General features: G+C 65.4%; 18 protein-coding genes and 1 riboswitch. Of the genes, 5 read left to right on the top strand and 13 right to left on the bottom strand.

From position 1 onward, the window contains the following. Window positions 1-29: 29 nt before the first annotated feature. The 3 genes from thiC to DOM66_RS09530 all read right to left on the bottom strand — a co-directional run bounded on the left by thiC (window position 30) and on the right by DOM66_RS09530 (window position 4,377). Complete coding sequence (gene thiC, locus DOM66_RS09520) at window positions 30-1,907, bottom strand: phosphomethylpyrimidine synthase ThiC (RefSeq protein WP_188115165.1); 1,878 nt, start codon at window positions 1,905-1,907, stop codon at window positions 30-32. Between the two features lie 90 nt (window positions 1,908-1,997). Next, a riboswitch (TPP riboswitch) is annotated at window positions 1,998-2,130 on the bottom strand. Window positions 2,131-2,197: 67 nt separating this feature from the next. After that, window positions 2,198-3,340 (bottom strand): anhydro-N-acetylmuramic acid kinase, encoded by a 1,143-nt coding sequence (locus DOM66_RS09525; protein WP_110689983.1) that lies wholly within the window; start codon window positions 3,338-3,340, stop codon window positions 2,198-2,200. A 146-nt stretch (window positions 3,341-3,486) separates the two neighbouring features. Further along, the gene (locus DOM66_RS09530; protein ID WP_110689984.1) at window positions 3,487-4,377 is read right to left on the bottom strand and encodes a LysR family transcriptional regulator; all 891 of its coding nucleotides are present in this window, start codon (window positions 4,375-4,377) and stop codon (window positions 3,487-3,489) included. 142 nt (window positions 4,378-4,519) lie between these two features. Between DOM66_RS09530 and DOM66_RS09535 the strand changes: the two genes are divergently transcribed. Next, entirely contained in the window at window positions 4,520-5,857 is a 1,338-nt protein-coding gene (locus tag DOM66_RS09535; RefSeq protein WP_245392405.1) for an MFS transporter, read from the top strand. 150 nt (window positions 5,858-6,007) lie between these two features. Here DOM66_RS09535 and DOM66_RS09540 read toward each other — a convergent pair whose 3' ends face one another. Continuing rightward, on the bottom strand, window positions 6,008-6,433 hold the full coding sequence (locus tag DOM66_RS09540) for a VOC family protein (protein WP_110678130.1): 426 nt from the start codon (window positions 6,431-6,433) through the stop codon (window positions 6,008-6,010). A gap of 111 nt (window positions 6,434-6,544) precedes the next feature. Between DOM66_RS09540 and DOM66_RS09545 the strand changes: the two genes are divergently transcribed. The 3 genes from DOM66_RS09545 (at window position 6,545) to DOM66_RS09555 (ending at window position 9,426) form a co-directional block, all read left to right on the top strand. Further along, window positions 6,545-7,438: a LysR family transcriptional regulator gene (locus DOM66_RS09545; RefSeq protein ID WP_110689986.1), complete on the top strand. Its 894-nt coding sequence runs from the start codon at window positions 6,545-6,547 to the stop codon at window positions 7,436-7,438. Window positions 7,439-7,513: 75 nt separating this feature from the next. Next, on the top strand, window positions 7,514-8,377 hold the full coding sequence (locus DOM66_RS09550) for a pirin family protein (protein WP_110689987.1): 864 nt from the start codon (window positions 7,514-7,516) through the stop codon (window positions 8,375-8,377). An 86-nt stretch (window positions 8,378-8,463) separates the two neighbouring features. Next, a complete protein-coding gene (locus DOM66_RS09555; protein ID WP_280951260.1) occupies window positions 8,464-9,426 on the top strand; it encodes an NAD(P)-dependent oxidoreductase in 963 nt (320 codons plus the stop codon). Between the two features lie 64 nt (window positions 9,427-9,490). Here the strand turns inward: DOM66_RS09555 and DOM66_RS09560 are convergent, their stop codons facing one another. The 9 genes from DOM66_RS09560 to DOM66_RS09600 form a co-directional block, all read right to left on the bottom strand. Next, on the bottom strand, window positions 9,491-10,420 hold the full coding sequence (locus tag DOM66_RS09560; protein ID WP_342588198.1) for a lysophospholipid acyltransferase family protein: 930 nt from the start codon (window positions 10,418-10,420) through the stop codon (window positions 9,491-9,493). Window positions 10,421-10,575: 155 nt separating this feature from the next. Beyond that, the gene (locus DOM66_RS09565) at window positions 10,576-11,289 is read right to left on the bottom strand and encodes a hypothetical protein (protein ID WP_188115166.1); all 714 of its coding nucleotides are present in this window, start codon (window positions 11,287-11,289) and stop codon (window positions 10,576-10,578) included. A 62-nt stretch (window positions 11,290-11,351) separates the two neighbouring features. Continuing rightward, window positions 11,352-11,891: a hypothetical protein gene (locus DOM66_RS09570; protein WP_157959027.1), complete on the bottom strand. Its 540-nt coding sequence runs from the start codon at window positions 11,889-11,891 to the stop codon at window positions 11,352-11,354. A gap of 327 nt (window positions 11,892-12,218) precedes the next feature. Next, on the bottom strand, window positions 12,219-13,052 hold the full coding sequence (locus DOM66_RS09575) for a CsgG/HfaB family protein (protein ID WP_110678144.1): 834 nt from the start codon (window positions 13,050-13,052) through the stop codon (window positions 12,219-12,221). A 32-nt stretch (window positions 13,053-13,084) separates the two neighbouring features. After that, complete coding sequence (locus DOM66_RS09580; RefSeq protein WP_110678146.1) at window positions 13,085-13,507, bottom strand: curli assembly protein CsgF; 423 nt, start codon at window positions 13,505-13,507, stop codon at window positions 13,085-13,087. A gap of 1 nt (window position 13,508) precedes the next feature. Further along, a complete protein-coding gene (locus tag DOM66_RS09585) occupies window positions 13,509-14,024 on the bottom strand; it encodes a CsgE family curli-type amyloid fiber assembly protein (protein WP_110689990.1) in 516 nt (171 codons plus the stop codon). A gap of 9 nt (window positions 14,025-14,033) precedes the next feature. Continuing rightward, entirely contained in the window at window positions 14,034-14,711 is a 678-nt protein-coding gene (locus tag DOM66_RS09590; protein WP_110678150.1) for a LuxR C-terminal-related transcriptional regulator, read from the bottom strand. 628 nt (window positions 14,712-15,339) lie between these two features. Further along, window positions 15,340-16,260, bottom strand: a complete 921-nt coding sequence (locus tag DOM66_RS09595; protein WP_110689991.1) for a TatD family hydrolase — start codon at window positions 16,258-16,260, stop codon at window positions 15,340-15,342. Between the two features lie 3 nt (window positions 16,261-16,263). Continuing rightward, a complete protein-coding gene (locus DOM66_RS09600; RefSeq protein ID WP_110689992.1) occupies window positions 16,264-17,166 on the bottom strand; it encodes an EboA domain-containing protein in 903 nt (300 codons plus the stop codon). Window positions 17,167-17,592: 426 nt separating this feature from the next. On the opposite strand from DOM66_RS09600, the gene DOM66_RS09605 reads away from it, so the two are divergent. Beyond that, entirely contained in the window at window positions 17,593-19,023 is a 1,431-nt protein-coding gene (locus DOM66_RS09605) for an alkaline phosphatase family protein (protein ID WP_110689993.1), read from the top strand. Window positions 19,024-19,046: the final 23 nt, after the last annotated feature.

The following is a 19,046-nucleotide window of genomic DNA, read 5'->3' on the forward strand; positions in this document are numbered from 1 at the left end:
CCACGCGGCGCCTGGCGGCAGCGGCGTCTTCACACCTCGCGGTAGAGCTCGCCGCCTTCCCGCTGGAATCGCTCCGCCTGCTGCTGCAAGCCGGCCTGCCGCTCGGCGGCTGATGCCTGGTCACCGAAGCGTTCGCGCACCTCCTGGGTGATCTTCATCGAGCAGAACTTGGGCCCGCACATGGAGCAGAAGTGCGCCACCTTGGCGGATGCCTTGGGCAGGGTCTCGTCGTGGAAGGCCCGCGCCGTGTCCGGGTCTAGGCCGAGATTGAACTGATCCTCCCAGCGGAACTCGAAGCGCGCCTTGGAGAGGGCGTTGTCGCGGCGCTGCGCGCCGGGATGACCCTTGGCCAGGTCGGCGGCGTGGGCGGCGATCTTGTAGGTGATGATGCCGGTCTTGACGTCATCCTTGTTGGGCAGGCCCAGGTGCTCCTTGGGGGTGACATAGCAGAGCATGGCGCAGCCGTACCAGCCGATCTGTGCCGCACCGATGCCGGAGGTGATGTGGTCGTAGCCCGGGGCGATATCGGTGGTCAGCGGGCCCAGGGTGTAGAACGGCGCCTCGTCGCAGCAGGCGAGCTGCTTGTCCATGTTCTCCTTGATCAGTTGCATCGGCACGTGGCCGGGGCCTTCGATCATCACCTGGACATCATGCTGCCAGGCGATCCGGGTGAGCTCGCCCAGGGTCTCCAGCTCGGCGAACTGGGCGGCGTCGTTGGCATCGGCGATCGACCCCGGACGCAGGCCATCGCCCAGCGAGAAGGCGACGTCGTACGCCTGCATGATCGCGCAGATCTCTTCGAAGTGGGTATAGAGAAAGCTCTCCTGATGGTGGTGCAGGCACCACTTGGCCATGATCGAACCGCCGCGGGAGACGATGCCGGTGACGCGCCTGGCGGTCAGCGGCACGTGGTGCAGGCGCACCCCGGCGTGAATGGTGAAGTAGTCCACGCCCTGTTCCGCCTGCTCGATCAGGGTGTCGCGGAAGATCTCCCAGGTCAGGTTCTCGGCCACGCCATCGACCTTCTCCAGCGCCTGGTAGATGGGCACGGTGCCGATCGGTACCGGCGAGTTGCGCAGGATCCACTCGCGGGTCTCGTGGATGTTCTGTCCGGTGGAGAGGTCCATGATGGTGTCCGCCCCCCAGCGGATGCCCCAGGTCATCTTGTCGACCTCCTCCTCGATCGACGAGGTCACCGCCGAGTTGCCCAGGTTGCCGTTGATCTTCACCAGGAAGTTTCGCCCGATGATCATCGGCTCGCTCTCCGGGTGGTTGATGTTGGCAGGGATGATGGCGCGCCCGGAGGCCACCTCCTGGCGTACGAACTCCGGGGTGATCTCCGCCGGCAGATGGGCGCCGAACGCCTCGCCGGGGTGCTGGTGATCCAGGCCGGGGTCGGCGGTCGTGCCCTGGCTTTCGCGCCGGCGCTGGTTCTCGCGAATGGCGATGAACTCCATCTCCGGGGTGACGATGCCGCGGCGAGCGTAGTGGAGCTGGGTCACGTTGGCACCCGGGCGGGCGCGGCGCGGGGTGCGTGCGAGCTGAAAACGCAGGGTCGAGAGTCGCGGATCCTCGGCGCGGCGTTTTCCGTAGGCGGAGCTGGGGCCGTCGAGCCACTCGGTATCGCCGCGCTCGTCGATCCAGGCACGGCGTACCTCCGGCAGCCCGCGACGAATATCGATCGGGATCTCCGGATCGGTATAGGGGCCGGAGGTATCGTAGACCGCGAGCGGGGCATTGGGCTCGAAGCCATCGCGGGTCGGCGTCGGTGACAGCGCGATCTCGCGCATCGGCACGCGAATGTCCGGGCGTGAGCCGGCGACGTAGATCTTGGTCGAGGCGGGCAGCGGGGCGATGGCGGCGCTGTCGACCCTGGCCGTATCCGAGAGGAACTGGGGAGATTTCATGTCGAGCGTGCTCCAGTGCATGACTCAAGTCAGGCCGGCGCACAGCGTAGGCGGGGGGAGGTTGGGTGGAGCGCGAGCACGGACCGAGGACACCGACCTCCGCTTGATCCCTACGCCGGTACTAGCCGGATCAGGTTCGTCGGGATCCGCCGTGGCGCAAGGCCCGGGAGGGCACTGCGCAGGACGATCTCAGCCGGTTCCACCGGCACCCCGTCAAGCGTCGATGCTGCCGCCCGGCGACTGGCCGGACGCAGACATCTCGGCCAGTCTGGGGTAGCGCAGAGGGTGGGTCAAGCTGGCGCGTTGGCCCGCGCCAGCCTGCCACCGGGCTGTGGCGCAGCCACGCCGGTGGTGAGCGGAAAGCTTAGCGGCAGGCCGCGCAGCGAGCGCATGGCCAGGTAGGCGAAACACTCGGCCTCGATTGCGTCCCCGCGCCAGCCGACGGTATCGGCAAGCTGCACCTCGGCACCGGTGCGGTGGGCGAGTTCGCGCATCAGCGTGGGGTTGCGGCGCCCGCCGCCGCACACCACGATCCGTTCGGGCCGTTGCGGCAGCAGGGATATCGCCCGGTCCACGGCAGCGGCGGTGAAGGCGGTCAGGGTGGCGGCGCCATCTTCCAGCGCCAGCCCCGCGGCCATCTCCGCCTGGAAGTCGAAGCGATCCAGTGATTTGGGGTAGGGCGCGGCGAGATAGGGGTGCTCGAGCAGCGCCTGAAGCCGCGGCTCATCCACCTGCCCGCGGGCGGCGATGAGACCGTCGCGATCCATCGCCGCGCCGGTATGCTGGCGCACCCAGTCATCGATCGGCGCGTTGGCGGGGCCGGTATCGAAGGCGATCAGACGCCCCTGGTCGGACGGCTCACCATCCCACCAGGAGAGATTGGCGACGCCGCCGAGGTTGAGCACCAGGCTGTCGGCACCGGCGCCCAGGCGCTCGAGCAGTGCCCGGTGATAGACCGCCGACAGCGGTGCCCCCTGGCCGCCACTCTCGACGTCCGCGCTGCGAAAGTCATAGACCACGTCGCTGCCCACCAGGCGCGCCATCAGCTCGCCATCGCCCAACTGGCGGGTGGCGCCACGGCGGCCGGCGACCGGGGGCCGGTGGAGTACGGTCTGACCGTGGAAACCGACCGCACCGAGCTGTTCGGGGCGGAAACCATGGCGGGCCAGGAAGTCGAGCACGGCAACGGATTGCGCTTCGGTCAGCGCGGCCTCGGCGCGGCGGAAGATCGCCGGCTCGGGGCCCTCGAAGTTCCATGCCCGGGCGGCCTCCAGGGCCTCGGCCAGCAGCGGGCGGATATCCTGGGCGTAGGGCACCAGCTCGTAGGGACCGAACTCATCGATGGTCTCGCCATCGCTGCGCAGCATGGCGATATCGATGTTGCCATCGAGCACGGTGCCGGTCATGAGACCGAGGCTCCAGCCGGATTCCATGTCGGCGTCTCCTGTGGGTATGAAGAGGGTCTGACCAGGGTGTGGCGATCACGTGACGTCTGGACGGCGTGGCGCCAGCGGGTCTGGCGCAGACTCTACCGGTTGCGGCCGGTGGCGCAAAGCACCGGGGAGGCGAGCGCCCTGGCTCAGTCGGCGATGGCCTCGCGCACGAGCTGAATGAAGTGCTGCGCCTGCGGCGTCAGAGGGTGGCGTGCATGGGTCAGCCATACCTCGGAGCGCGCATCGGCATCACTGATCGGACGGTAGCGCACGTTGTCGATGTGGATATGGCGAAACGACTCGGGCAGCAGCGAGACACCCAGCCCGCTGGCGACCAGGCTGATGATGGTATTGGGGCCGCCGACCTCCTGGACCAGACGCGGCGTCAGCCCGCGCTGGGCGAACAGCACGTTGAACTGATCGAGCAGACCGGTACCGGCGGCGGGCGAGAAGTAGACGAAGGGCTGGGTGGCCAGTTCGGCCAGACTCAGCGGGGTATCGCTCGCGCCCAGCTCGCTCTGGGCATTGACCACCGCCACCAGCGGTTCGCGGATCAGGGTGAAGGCGGAAAGCTCCGGTGGCAGCGTGGCTCGGCGCATGATGCCGATATCCAGATCACCCTCCAGCAGCGGTGTGATCTGGCGCTGGCTGTTGAGCTCGTGCATGCGCAGGTCGACATCGGGATAGCGCTGGCGATAGTGCATCAGCGTGCGTGGCAGCAGCGAGGTCAGCGGTACCGAGGTGGTGAAGCCGATACGCAGCTGGCCGCTCTCGCCGCGGCCGAGGCGAGAGACCAGGCGTGAGGCACGCTCGGCGCGGGCGAGCACCTCCCGCGCCTCGTCGAGGAACAGCGTGCCTGCGGCGGTCAGCGCCACGCGACGGTTGGTGCGCACCAGCAGTCGGCCGCCCAGTTCCTCCTCCAGCGCTTTGATCTGTTGACTCAGCGGCGGCTGGGAGATGCCCAGGCGGGCTGCGGCACGGCTGAAGTGCAGCTCCTCGGCCACCGCCACGAAGTAGCGCAGGGTTCGCAGTTCCATGGTGTCGTCCGTCGTAATGATATGCATAGCGTATCAAAAACTACGAATCATATATTCGAAATAAGGCCAAGGCCGGCTTATGCTGAGGCCTGCACCGGCGCGCGGCAGGAACCGCGCGGCCGCTTTCATCAGGAGTCTCGACTTGCCCCGCCACCGCACCACCGCGCCGCTGCGCGATGCCACTACCGATCTCACTAGCGATGCCACCCGTGACGCCAACCGTGACGCCAACCGGACACTGAACGACAGCGCCGAGCACCTTGAGGCGGAGTCGGCCGAGCGCGCCTTCATCGAGCGCGGCCGGCGCGGCTATCGACCCACCATGCTGGCGCTGTTCCTGGGCGCCTTCTCGACCTTCGTGCTGCTCTACTGTGTGCAGCCGATCATGCCCATTCTCTCCGAGGCCTTCGGTATCGACGCTGCCACCAGCAGTCTGTCGCTCTCGGTGGCCACCGGCATGCTGGCGATCGGCCTGCTGATCACCGGGCCGATCTCGGATGCGGTGGGGCGCAAGTCGATCATGTCGGTGGCGCTGCTGGCGGCCTCGACCTTCACGCTGCTGGCGGCGGTGATGCCGAGCTGGTCCGGGGTGCTGGTGATGCGGGCGCTGGCGGGGCTGTCGCTGTCGGGGCTCTGCGCGGTGGCGATGACCTATCTCAACGAGGAGATCCATCCACGCTATGTGGGGCTGTCGATGGGACTCTACATCAGCGGCAACAGCATCGGCGGGATGAGCGGACGCCTGATCAGCGGCGTGATGGTGGACTGGGTGCCGTGGCGCTGGACGCTGGCGATCATCGGCCTGGTCGCGCTGCTCGCCGCGCTTTTGTTCATGCGTTGGTTACCGCCGTCGCGGCACTTCACGCCGCGGCCGTTCAACGCCCGCAGCGTGCTCTCCGGCTTTACGGTGCACTTCAAGGACCGCGGGCTGCCGCTGCTGTTTCTCGAAGCCTTTCTGCTCATGGGCGGCTTCGTCACCCTCTACAACTACATCGCCTACCGCCTGCTGGCGGAGCCCTATCAGGTCAGCCAGGCGCTGGTCGGGCTACTCTCCATCGCCTATCTCTCGGGTACCTACAGCTCGGCCTGGGCGGGTTCGCTGGCCGACCGCCTGGGGCGTCAGCGCATCTTCTGGCTGTTCATCGTGATGATGCTGGTGGGGCTGGCGATCACCCTGTTCGAGCCGATCAGTCTGATTCTGGTCGGCATCCTGATCTTTACCTTCGGGTTCTTCGCTGCCCATTCGCTGGCCAGTGGCTGGGTCGGGCAGCGTGCCCGGCAGGCCAAGGGGCAGGCGTCATCGCTCTATCTCTTCAGCTACTACCTGGGTTCCAGCGTCGCCGGCACCCTGGGCGGCGCCTTCTGGTACTGGGGCGGCTGGCACGGCGTGGCGCTGTTCATCGGGGGACTGCTGCTCGTGGCGCTAATGATCGGTGTGTTCGCGCTGCGTCATCTGGAAGCGCCTAGCGCGACCGGGTGATATCCACGCCGAGCGCCGATCGATGACCGGCGCTCGGTTGTCTGGGTTGGTTGTCTGGATTAGATGCCTGGATTGGCTGTCTGGCTTGGGTGGTCACCGATGCGGAGCGCTCTCGGTGAAGCTCAGGCGCCGAAACTCACTCTTCGACGTTCATTTGGCGAACAGCTGGCTCATGTCCTTGAAGGCCTTGAACTCGAGCGCGTTGCCGCAGGGGTCGAGCAGGAACATGGTGGCCTGTTCGCCGACCTGCCCCTTGAAGCGCACATAGGGCTCGATCACGAACTCGGTACCGAAGCCCTTCAGACGCTCGGCCAGGGCTTCCCACTCCGGCCAGCTCAGCACGATGCCGAAGTGCGGCACCGGTACGTCGTGGCCGTCGACCGGGTTGGTGTGTGCCGCCTGCTGAGAAGGCGTCTGCGGATGCTCGTGGATCACCAACTGGTGGCCGTAGAAGTCGAAATCCACCCACTGCTCGCTGGAACGACCTTCGCTCAGGCCGAAGGTCTCGCCGTAGAACTTGCGCGCGGCGGGCAGGTCGTGAACCGGAATGGCGAGGTGGAAGGGGGACAGTGCCATGGTGTGCGCTCCTCGTGTTGTGTGTCGCCACAGTTTGATGGCGAAAAAAATCGATGGAAAGCGGATAATATTGCAGTCTGATATCGATAATTTTGGATTCATGGCGACATCATGCTGCGCGAACTCAAGACCTTTCTGGCGGTCGTGCGCCACGGCACCTTTTCGGCCGCCGGCGGTGCGGTGGGGCTGACCCAGTCCGCGGTGAGCGCGCAGATCCGCAACCTGGAGGCGGACATCGGCGAGCCGTTGTTCGAACGTACCGGGCGCGCTGTGCGCCTCAACGCAGCAGGTCGGCGCCTGCTGCCACAGGCCGAAAGCATGCTCGAACTGGCCGCGCGCATTCGCGCTTCCAGCGGCGACGAGTTGAGCGGCGACTGGCATCTCGGCGCCATCGCCAGCGTCCAGAGCGGGCGTCTGCCGGCGATTCTCGCGACACTGGCAGCACGTGCCCCGGGGGTGATGACGCGGGTGGTGCCCGGGGTGTCGCTGGCGCTGCTCGATCAGGTCGACAAGGGCGATCTGGACATGGCGCTGATCGTCAACCCGCCGTTCGCCCTGCCGCGGGACCTTCACGCCTGCGTCATCGCCCGCGAACCCTTCGTGTTGATCGCCCCACTGACCAGTCAGGAGACGACCCTGGAGGACCTGCTGACGCGGCACCCTCTGGTGCTCTACGACCGCGGCTCGTTCGGCGGGCGTCAGGTGGTGCGTTTTCTCGAGCGTCAGGGGCTGCGCCCGGAGATCCGTCTCGAGCTCGACGAGATCGACGCCATCGCGCGCCTGGTGGCCTGTGGCCTGGGCGTGGCGCTGATTCCGCGCACCGGCATGTGGTGTTTGCAGTCGCCGCTGCCGGTGCGCGTGCTGCCGCTGGGCGAACGTGGCTTTCACCGCGAGCTGGTGATGGTGTCGCGCCTGCCGCCGGAGCAGTCCGCGCTGGTGGCGCTGATCGAAGAGGCACTGCTGGGGGAGGCCGCGCATGCGGTTGTCGACGACCCTATGCAATGATTGGGCTGAAATCATTCGCTTTTTTCGCGGCATGTGTGGCCTAGACTCCCTTCTAACATCAGTCAGGAGCCTCTCATGCCTACCACCACACCACGCGGCGTCATCGCTCAGCACCCGGCCATACGCGACGATATCGGCGATCTGACGACTCGGCGCCCACTGCCGGGGCCGCACCTGTCGCAGCTCGATCCCTTCCTGTTTCTCAATCATCACGGCCCGCAGGTCTATCCGGCCAACAATCGGGGCCTGCCGTTCGGCCCGCATCCGCATCGCGGCTTCGAGACGGTGACCTTCATCCTCGAAGGCTCGCTGGCCCACGCCGACAGCGCCGATCATCAGAGCGTGATCCACGCCGGCGGCGTGCAGTGGATGACCGCCGGCAGCGGCATCGTCCATGCCGAGATCTCCCCTCCCGAGTTCCTGCGTGACGGTGGGCCGCTGGAGATTCTGCAGCTGTGGATCAACCTGCCGGCTCATCTGAAGATGAGCGAGCCGCGTTATATCGGTCTGCAGCAAGCATCGATTCCGGCGATTGACCTGGCCGGTGGCGGGGAGCTCAACCTGATAGCCGGTGAGTTCGAGGGCCAACGCGGGCCTGTCGAGAGCCTGACCGATGTGTTCATGTCGACGCTGACGCTAACGGCAGGCGCTTCCCCTACGTTGCCGGTTCCGACAGGGCGACAGGTCTTTCTCTATCTGGTGGACGGCGAAGCCAGCGTCGGCGGCGAAGACGTCAAAGCGCAGCACCTGATCGAGCTGGAGACGCAGGGCGATCGCGTCGAGTTGACGGCAACCACCGGGGCGCGGCTGATTTTCGGCCATGCTGCGGTGATCGATGAGCCCGTCGTCTCCCATGGCCCGTTCGTGATGAACACCCGAGAGGAGATCGTGGCGGCCATCGATGACTACCAGGCCGGGCGCTTCGGCGGGCTGGCGTGATCGGCATGGCGGGCGACCCGCGGGCTGTCTAGGCTCGAAGAAGGGTAAGACCGAGGGTCGGCATCGCTTGCCGATCCTGCGTCAGGTTGCGGTCGAGTGCCGGGTTTCGGTCGCAGGCCAGCTTCAAGCGTCTATCGCGCTTCAATCCGTTTCAGGAGACAGCAATGAAAGTGGGTTTTGTGGGTCTAGGGGCCATGGGCCAGGGGATGGCAGCGCAACTGCTCAAGGCCGGCCACACGGTGACGGTGTGGAATCGCTCTCCCGCGCCGGTGGAGACGCTGGTGGCAGAGGGGGCCACGGCGGCCAAGTCGGCTCGGGCGCTGGCCGCCAAGTGCGACGTGCTGATCAGCATGCTGCCCGACGATCACAGCGTGCACGAGGTGCTGGTGGCATCCAAGGCGCTCGAGGCGCTGCCCAAGGACAGCGTGCACATCAACATGGCCACGGTCTCTCCGGGCCTGGCACGGGCACTGGGGGCGCTGCACGACGGTCTCGGCTCCCACTATGTCTCGGCACCGGTGCTGGGGCGTCCGGATGTGGCCGCCGCGGGCAAGCTCAACATCATCGTGTCCGGCGCACCGGCGGTGCAGGAGCGAGTGACGCCGGTACTGGAGGCACTGGGGCAGCGGCTGTGGCCGGTGGGCGATGCGCCAGAGCGCGCCTGCGTGGTCAAGATCGCGGCCAACTTCATGCTGGCCACGGCGATCGAGTCGATGGGCGAGGCCTCGGCGCTGACGCGTGCCTACGGTATCGATGCCGATACCTTTCTGGAGATCGTCACCAGCACGCTGTTCGCCGCGCCGGCTTATCAGGGCTACGGCAAGATGATTCGCGAGGCGCGCTACACCCCCGCGGGCATGAAGATGGCGTGGGGCTTCAAGGATGTGAGTCTGGCGCTGGCGGCGTCGCAGGAGCGCCAGGTGCCGTTACCGTTCGCCGGCGTGCTGCGTGACAGCCTGCTCGATGCCATGGCCCATGGTGACGCCGACAAGGACTGGGCGGCGCTGGCCGAGACCGCAGCGCGCCGCGGTAATCTGGACGCGCGCTAGGTACGGGCTGAAAAGCGCGGGGCTCGCCCATGCCCCCGGCGGAGCCCAGGCCAGGAACGACGCGTCAGTGCTTGCGATAGAGCCGAAAGCGGCGGTAGCCGGGCACGTTCTGCTCCTCCTCGGGGGTCTTCTTCCAGCGCTTGTATTCCCACTGATACTGCACCGGGTCGAGGCCGATGGCGGCCTCGACGCAGGCGTTGACGCCGGTCGCCGAGATCGTCTCGTCGCTGGCGTAGACGCGCTCGTCGGCGGCCAGAAAATGGATCGCGAACCCTCGCCCTCCCGGCAGCCTCCGCGCCACCCCGGTGACCACCCGCGCCTGGGTGCGGGCCACCAGCTTGGGCAGCAGGGTCGCGGTGTAGGCCTGGCGGCCGAAGAAGTCGGCGAAGACGCCACTGCCCCAGTTCGGCTCCTGGTCCGGCAGAATGCCGATCGCTTCAGCGCGTTTCAGCGCCTTGAGCAGGGCAGCCACGCCGCGCGGGTTGGTGGGTACCAGCTCGGCACCCATACGCTCGCGGCCGTGACGAATCACCGGGTCGAGATCGGCGATCTTGGGCGGTTCGTACATGGCGGTGAACGGGAAGTGGCTGGAGAGCCAGAAGTTGAGCACCTCCCAGTTACCGAAGTGGGGCGCCAGCACGATCACGCCGCGGTTCTCCGCCCGCGCGTCATCGAGCAGTTCGCGCCCGTGTACCTCGATGATCGCCTCATCGACGCGGCGTGGCGCGCCGATCCAGGCAAAGCCGAGTTCGAGCATGGTGGCCGCCGAGTGGTGCAGGCTCTGCCGTACGCGCTGGCGGCGATCGGCCTGGGTCGCGTCGGGGAAGGCGACCTCCAGGTTGCGCCGCGAGACGTGGCGCTCGCGCCGCGAAACGGCGTAAAGCACCCGGCTGGCGATGCCCGCCAGGCGCCACAGCGTGGCCAGGCGCCAGCCCGACAGCAGACGCCAGAGCCCATGAATGGCCGTGGCCTTGAACGATCTCTTCATCCGGATAGCAGTCGATCTTCTCGGCGAGTGTCGCCGTGCATTTTGCCTGTGGCATCGCCTGGGTTCTAGGGCCTGGAGAGAATACCCACGTGAGCCGCAACGCAAAAACCCCAGCCGGCGGCTGCCGGCTGGGTGGTCTGGGCGGGCTGTGTGAGCCGGGCTCAGTACTGGGTGACGTTGGCCACGTTGCCGACACCGTTCTGCATGGTCTGGGCGAAGTTCTGCCAGCCGCCGGACTGGGTGTGGTTGACGCGGTTGGAGAAGCCATCCTGGCTGACGTAGGAGTCGTGGCCGTAACCGGACTGCGACACGACTGCCTGGTTGAAGCCGCCATCCTGCAGGATATCGCTATCCAGCTGGTCGCCCTGCTGGTTCACGTTTGCCCGGTTCGCCCAGCCTTCCTGAAGGATGTAGCTGTCGTTGAGATCACCGTTCTGCATCACGTGAGCGCCGTTGTAGGCGTGCCCCCAGTGACCTTCCTGGCTGACGATCGAGTCATTGCGATAGCCAGCCTGGCTGACCTTGGCCAGGTTGCCGTCGTCCTGCTGGCTGATGACCGATTCGTTATCGGTGCCGCTCTGCTGACGCACGCGGGCCAGGTTGCCATCGTCCTGCTGGGTGACGCGCGACCACTGGTTACCGCTCTGCACGACGTTGGCGTTGTTGCTGTCGCCGGTCTGGTCGATGAACGACTCGGCGGCGTTGCTGGCATTGCCGTTGAAGCCGGCCATGGCGTCGATTGCGTCACGCGAGGACTGGAAGGTGCTGGACGGGTTGGTGTTGCCGCCCGGGCTCTGCTGCGTTGCGTCTGCCATCACGGCTGCGCTCATGGCCATGGCGATGGAAGCTGCGAGTACCGACATTTTAATTTTCATGATTTTCCCCTGGTTCTCTGAGTACTGCCTTGCGTTCCCCTGTACGACTGCCGAGGCAGCCATCAGTAGGTCACTATGGTGGCCGTTGCGCCGCTACCCGACCGGGACAGCTGGTCGACGGTGATGGCTCGGTGGCCTGTTCCCGACTGTTGAATATTCACGGCGCCGTTGGCGCCGCGCTGAGTGATCTTGGCGTCGTAGCCGCTGCCCCGCTGCAGCAGCTTGGCATCGAGCGAGTGCCCGGTCTGATCGATGGCGCCGTCGTTGAAGCCGCCGCGCTGGTCGATGAGCGCATCGTTGGCGTAGCCGGACTGGCGGATGCTGGCCATATTGGCCGCTTCTCGACGGGCATTCTGCTGCACGATGCGGGCGCGATTGTCGCTGCCGAATTGCACCACCGAGGCACGATTGGTACCGATCGAAGCGCTGGCGTCGCTACGCGATTCTTGCTGGAAGAGAATGTGTTTCTCGTAACGATCGCGGGACGAATCGCCGTCGACTTCACTCGCCTCGGATGCCAGCGAGATCGCCGGTGCTGCGGTCAGTATCAGCAAGGCAGAAGCGCTGAGAAGGGGGCGAATGATAGAGGCTGGAGAACGCATGGTGACACCCTCGGTCGACTTGCTTTCCCGTACGAATTGGCGTGAACCTGTAGGGGTAATATTGCCGCAAGTCGGCAAGCGATACATCGGGATGCGGAGGGATTCAGCGGTATGATAATCCTGATGCCAACGATGGCGGTGATTGGGGGCAATTTATGGTTAATGATAATAAAAAAGCCGCCAGGTGGCGGCTGTCAATGCTGTGTCATAAAAAAAGATAGCAGAAGGGAGGTTGAGGACTTTCATGATGCATTATAGGTGTCGATTTTCTTGGTGAGCCCTGTTGCTGACGCTTGGTGATGAGTCGCAGCAGATGCCTGTCCTGATTTACATCATAGGCACGCTCTCGTTCAGGTAGTCGGCGAGTACGGTCTTCTCCATTGGTACGCCGTCGGCGAGATTCCAGAGCCGGTCTTGCACGCCTTCGGCAATCAGATGGATGACCGCGGACTCGATCGCCGACATCACCGCCATCTGCACCGGTTCGTTGGTGGTCAATCCGGCCTCCGCCTCGAGCAGACGGCGGAAATCGATGAAGCGAAAGACGCCGGCGCGGATCTCCTTGGAGTAGATGGTCTTGGTGGTGGTGACATTGGCCAGCACCTCACCGCTGGAGATCTCCACCGCGCGCAGATTGATCGTCACCTGATCGACCTGATACTGCCCCGAAGCGCCGATGCCGAAGTACTCGGCGCCCAGCCCGCCGGTACGCACGTTGGATTCGTAGGCGATGATTCCGCCCTCCAGTAGCACCGAGGCGGAGCGTAGCGAGGGCAGGTTGTCCGGTTGGTTGAAGCGCTCCTGCTCGGCGCGGATGATGCGCCGCTCGGTCAGCAGGTTCTGCAGGCCGACCCGCTCCAGCGGCGTGAACCAGCCCGAATCGGCCAGCGCACCGGTCAGCATCGCGGCGGCGCCCTGGGTGACGGCGGTAGAGAAGGTGCTGGCGGGGGCTGGCCGGTACTGCCCGGTCTGATCGCGAAAATCGTAGACCGCGGCGAGAATCTTGCCGGAGGGGCGGGGTAGCGCCTTGAGATCCTGCCAGGTGGCCCCGCGGGGCGTCAGTGTGGGCGGTTTGCCCTCGAGACCGTCGACATTGGCGACCATACCGGCGCAGCCGGAGAGCATGGCGGCAGTCGCCACCGCAGCGATGAGCTTGTACATGTTGTGGTTCCCCTGCGTCGTGTCGCGATGGCTCAGAATCCGCCAGCCGACAGCCCGCCCACGTTGATATTGGTAATGTCCCCGGTGGCCTTGTCAGTGACCGTGATCACCAGTTGCCCACCTTCGTCGCTGACCACGACCCCGAAATCGTTGCTGTCATAGGAGCCGGTGCTGACGTCACCCGAGCTCACATCCGAGAGCAGCTGCGAGATCAGCCGGCTCTGCAGGCTCTGCACCAGACGGTCGGTGGGCGACAGGCTCCCGAAGTCGTCGAGGCTGGGGTCCTTGTGGGTATCCTGGGCCTGAGCCTTGCCGAGCAGATAGCTGCCGTTGAACGGGTCGCCGCCGAATGACGGGTTGATCGGGCGATAGATCAGCTCGCCGGCACTGCTCGTCGAGGTGACCGAGAGTGCGCCCAGCGCCAGGGCGAGAGAGAGCGGAACGAGGTTGCGCATGTCACAACTCCTCATCTGAGAGGTCGAGGCTGGGTTGGAGCGATTGCGCGATGCGACGGCGCAGTATCGCCTCCTGGACGACACGCACCGCGTCGTCGGCGTAGCGATCCGCTTCGCTGATCCGTGGCGAAAGCTGGGTGCTGAAATAGGTCTGATTACGCTCGGATATCCAGAGCTGGCTGCCCCAGCGCGGGTCCGGGCGCTCGGTGACGGTGAGTTCGGCGCTGGCGACGATCGGGTCGCGCATGGCCGCCTGGGAAAAGCTGCGGTAGAAGGTGCGACCCGCCATGGTCAGGGTGCGATCGATGATGATCCCGGAGAGCTCCGGGCGCTGCAGGTTGAACTGCTTGTCGAGCGCACGTTGCGGGTTCTTCTCATCGATGTTGACGGTGGGGGTATCGGGAGCCTTGGCGGCGTCCGGTTCGACCCCATCCTGGGCCATACCATCAGTGCTCAGCGCGAGCAGCACCAGCAGGCCCAGGAGACGAGCTCCGGGAGCGTGACGATAGGCGTTCATGGCGCCGGCTCAATGCTTGGTTCGCGGGCGTGACAGGTTGGGCAGCGCGCCCAGATGATCGCGCGCCCAGCACACCACCTGGACCCGGTTCTGTGCGCCGATCTTCTTGAAGATATTGTAGATGTGCGTCTTGACCGTGTGCTCGCTCAGAAACAGCTTCTCGGCGATCTGCGCGTTGGTGGCACCCAGTCCGACCAGCCCCACCACCTGGCGCTCGCGGTGGGTCAGATACCCCTCCATGCGGTAGGCATCCACGCTTTGGCGGCGCAGCTTGTCGATCAGCAGGCTCATCAGGTTGCGCGAGAGCCAGATCTGCCCCTGTAGAATCTGCTTCAGGCCCTTGGCCATCAGCTCCGGCGTATCCTGCTGGAAGAACACGCCACGGATATGTGACAGCGAGACGGCGTCCAGCGCATGGGTGTCGTTCTTGGCGTTGAAGGCGCAGATCTGCACCTCGCCGTCACCCTGGTCGGCCAGGCTCTCTTCCCACTTCTGGAACAGGATCGGATCGACCTGGCTCAGATCGATCAGGACGATGTCGAAGCTAGCGCCAGAGACCTTGTGCGGCTCCTGCGGGCCCGCCAGTCGATAGCTCATTCCGGTATGGGACGAGAGACTCATCGCGAGCAGGGTCGATTGCGCCGTCTCGCTGGTCACGATCAGCATCGAGGCTTCTGGGTTTGACATGATATTCCCCTGGCGTACGTCGCCTAGACGGTAAATATTCTGGTTATTGTACGAGGCTGACTTTTTGTGTTTCGAATTGTTGCACCGGCTTTCAGGAATATAAAGTTCTGCCGATTAGTATTTTTCTAGTACTTTTCGGTCTAAGTAAACTTTTTATCCTTGAGATACAGCCGCTTGAGATTTTCCTGAAGTAAATTAAGGCAACCGCACAGGGTCGACCTTGGTCGAAATTTGAGGTTTCCCTCCGTTAGCATTTCGTTACCAGTACAAATTAAGCGCCTAACTGTTTCAATGCGTATCAAGCTGGCGCGCCAGCGTGACTCGCTGGGGCGGGGTAGGAGGGGGTTCCGCCATGTCCAAGCCACGCCCCAAGCCATGTCCCGGACTAGAGCGGCGAGCTGAGCGGATGAGGCGGCAGCTGATCAGTCGATACGCGTGACACGCGAGCAATGGCCAAGCGCGGCGTCATCGTCGCGTGACCGTGATAGCCGCCGTGCTGGGGTGATGGAGGGCTTGGGGAAAGCAGGGGCGGGGTCGGGGGCGGTCGGCCTGACGCGGTTTTCCAGGCGGCCGGCTTCCGCCAGCGCGGGGATGCGCTGGCGGGCCGAGGGGCGCGACGGTCGTGCTGTCAGTCGATCAGCAGGTCGTCCGCGGCATGCCGGTCGGGGTGTTCGATACGCGGCTCGCGGCCGCCACGCAGGATCGAGTTGCCTTCGTAGAGCGTGCGCTGGTCGATTCCGGGTGGATCGAGCCAGTCGGACTCGTGCATCTGCCCGCTCTTGCCGTAGACGCACAGGGCGTTGGCATAGGTGACCTGGCGCACCACCTGCTCGTCGATACCGCTGGCGAGCGCCAGGCGAGCGGTCTTGGCGACCCCGAGACAGTCGGAGATCCCCCAGTCGCAGGCGCTGTCGACGATGATCCGATCGCCGCCGTAGTAGCGCAGCAGTTCGACCATGCGCGCATTTCCCATCTTGGTCGAGGGATAGATCGAGAAGCCGGCCCAGTAGCCTCGGTCCAGCGTCTCGCGTACGGTCTCTTCGTTGTTGTGGTCGATCACCACCCAACTGGGGTCCAGGCCCATCTCCTCGCACACATCCATGGAGCGCGAGGTACCGCGCTTCTTGTCACGATGCGGCGTATGCACCATCACCGGCAGTGCTAGTTCCTTGGCCAGGGCGAGCTGGGCGCGGAAATACTTCTCTTCCAGTGGCGTCTGCTCGTCGTAACCGATCTCGCCGATCGCCACCACGCCCTCCTTCATGGCAAAGCGCGGCAGCCACTCCATCACGCCCTCCGCCAGCGCTTCGTTGTTGGCCTCCTTCGAGTTCAATCCGATGGTGCAGTAGTGGCGGATGCCGAACTGTCCGGCGCGGAAGCGCTCCCAGCCCACCAGTGACGACAGGTAGTCGACATAGGTACCGACGAAGGTGCGCGGCTGGCCGACCCAGAATGCCGGTTCGATCAGGGCGACCACGCCGGCGGCGGCCATCGCTTCGTAATCGTCGGTGGTGCGCGAGATCATGTGCGCATGCGGGTCGATATACATCGTTCAGATTGCCTCGTAGTGGTGGAAGTTGCCCCAGCCGACCCGGCCGGTATCGATGAGGGCGGCGGTCTCGGGGGCGGAGGCCAGCAGATGACGGGCCGATGGCGTATCGGTCTGGGAGAGCGCCAGCCCCGCGGCCAGCCGCTCGGCCGGTGATCCTGCCATGGCGCGCTGCAGCGCGGCGTAGGCGCCGAGTGCATCGACACAGGGGCCGACACAGCGCCACAGCTCGGGGGTGACCGCGCGACCGGCGGCCCAGCGCTCGTCGGCGTAGTCGAGCAGAATGCGCGCCAGCTCCGGGTTGTTGCGTTGGTCGATGCCGACGATCGGTGCCAGCCGGCTACCGATGAACAGCGCCTTGAGCACCATGTGGTTCCAGCGGTGAAGGTCGAAATGGTCGCGGGGATAGGGGTTGCCGTGGGCGATCGCTTCGAAGACGGCGCGTATGTTGGAGCGCAGCCCGGCCCCGACCTGAGCGCTCAAGGCGGCCGGCTCGGGGTAGAACGAGAGGCCACGATAGAGGGTGATCAGCTCACGGGCGTCGGCGGTGCGCACGAGATCTTCGAACAGCGCCGCGAACGGGCGCGGACCGTGAAATGTCAGCAGCCCGGCGATCCGCGCCGCGCCATCCAGGCTCCAGTCGAGCGGCGACCAGCCCGGCAGCAGGGCGTGCGCCGCCGTCAGGTCCTGGGGGGTCAACTCGAGATCCGCCTTGCCCAGGCGCCGTGGCACCTGTCCCAGGAAAAGGTGCAGCGTGCGCTCGTCGGCGCTCGTCTGCAGGTGGTCGAGCGCGGTGATAAACCAGGTCTCCTGCGCCGCAGCCTGGCGCACGACCCAGCGGCACAGCAGGGCAGTGGCCGAAAGCGATGACGCTGCCGTCGCTCGGCCGGGGAGGGTCTCGGTCATGGGCATCCTGTTGACTCTGGTTTGTGACTATGGCGTAGGTGAAGGCGGGCAGTCGTACATCGTTTCACGTCGATGTCGACAATCACTTTATCGATTGTCGCGGCGAGCCCCTACCTCAATTATCTGGCGAATTGGTGCCGAAAGGAGGCAGCCGCTGACCATGTTTTTTGGCTAATGATGTGAGTCGAGAGGGCCGTCTTGGCATGCCTTTCTTCATCCCGAAGACCCAATTTCGCTCGCCTAGGCGGTTGTCGATTGAGCCCGGGTCGATGGGCTGATATGCAGTCTCGATCGCGGCCTTGCCGAGCGCACTGACAGGTGAGTGAGCGCTCGCAGGCAGTATCGGCATATCGGGTGTTGCCGCCATCGACAGGCACGAATATCGGACCATGGCAGCGGTGGGGATGCCCTCGAGAGAGAGTGAAGATGCACAAGACACTGGTCATATTGGTCGTCGGTCTTAGCCCCCATCTGGTAGGCGAACACACGCCCCATCTGCAGCGCCTGGCGCGACGGGGCGGCCTGCGCCCGCTGGAGACGGTCACCCCGGCGGTCACTTGCAGCGTGCAGGCCACACTGCTCACGGGGCTGGCGCCGGCAGCGCATGGCGCGGTCGCCAACGGCTGGTATTTTCGCGATCTCGCCGAGGTCTGGCTGTGGCGGCAATCCAACCGTCTGGTGGCGGGGGAGAAGGTGTGGGAGGCGGGGCGGCGGCGCCATGCCGACTTCACCTGCGCCAAGCTGTTCTGGTGGTACAACATGTACGCTTTGGTGGACTGGAGCGCGACTCCGCGGCCGCGCTATCCCGCCGACGGGCGCAAGCTGCCGGATCACTACACCTATCCCCCCGAACTGCACGATGAGCTCGACGCCAAGTTGGGCACCTTTCCGCTGTTCTCCTTCTGGGGGCCGCTGGCCAACATCGACTCCAGCCGCTGGATCAGCGATGCGACCCGTCATGTGATGGCAACGCGCAACCCCACGCTGACGCTGACCTATCTGCCGCATCTCGACTACAACCTGCAGCGCCTCGGGCCGGATCTCGATCACCCCGATCTGCAGCGCGACCTGCGCCAGGTCGATGCCCTGTGCGGCGAGCTGATCGCAGAGGCCGAGCGCGATGGACGCCGCGTGATCGTGGTCTCCGAGTACGGTATTACCCCGGTGAAGGAAGCCGTCCACATCAATCGGGCCCTGCGCCAGGCCGGCTACCTCGCGGTGAGGCGCGAGGGCGAGCAGGAGCAGCTAGACCCCGGCGCCTCGCGCGCTTTTGCGGTCGCCGATCATCAGGTGGCTCACGTCTATGTGCGCGACCCGCAGGATCTGCCCCAGGTCAGGGCGCTGCTCGAAGGGCTGGAGGGTGTCGACGCGGTGTGGGGCGACAGCGAGAAGCGTCGGGAGGGGCTCGATCACCCTAATGCGGGCGAGCTGGTGGTGATCAGCCAGCCCGACCGCTGGTTCAGCTACTACTTCTGGCTCGACGAGGCGCGGGCGCCGGACTATGCACGCACCGTCGATATTCACCGCAAGCCGGGCTATGACCCGGTAGAGCTGTTCTTCGATCCGGCGCTGCGCGCGCCCAAGCTGGCGGCGGGCTGGCGGGTGTTCAAACGCAAGCTGGGAATGCGTCAGCTACTGGACGTGATCTCGTCGACGCAGACGACGCTGGTCAAGGGCTCCCACGGCCGGGTGACCGACGACCCAGGGATGGGGCCGCTGGTGATCTCCTCCGAGGCCGAGCTGCTGCCGGCGGGGGCGGTCAAGGCGAGCGAGTTCAAGGCGCTGATGCTGGCGCATGTGTTCGGCGCCGATGCCAGCCTTGCGGATGAGCGCGAGTCGGCGGCGACCACGACCTGAGCCCGGCGCCGTGCGCCGGTAGA

Source organism: Salinicola endophyticus, assembly GCF_003206575.1.
Classification (GTDB): Bacteria; Pseudomonadota; Gammaproteobacteria; order Pseudomonadales; family Halomonadaceae; genus Salinicola; species Salinicola endophyticus.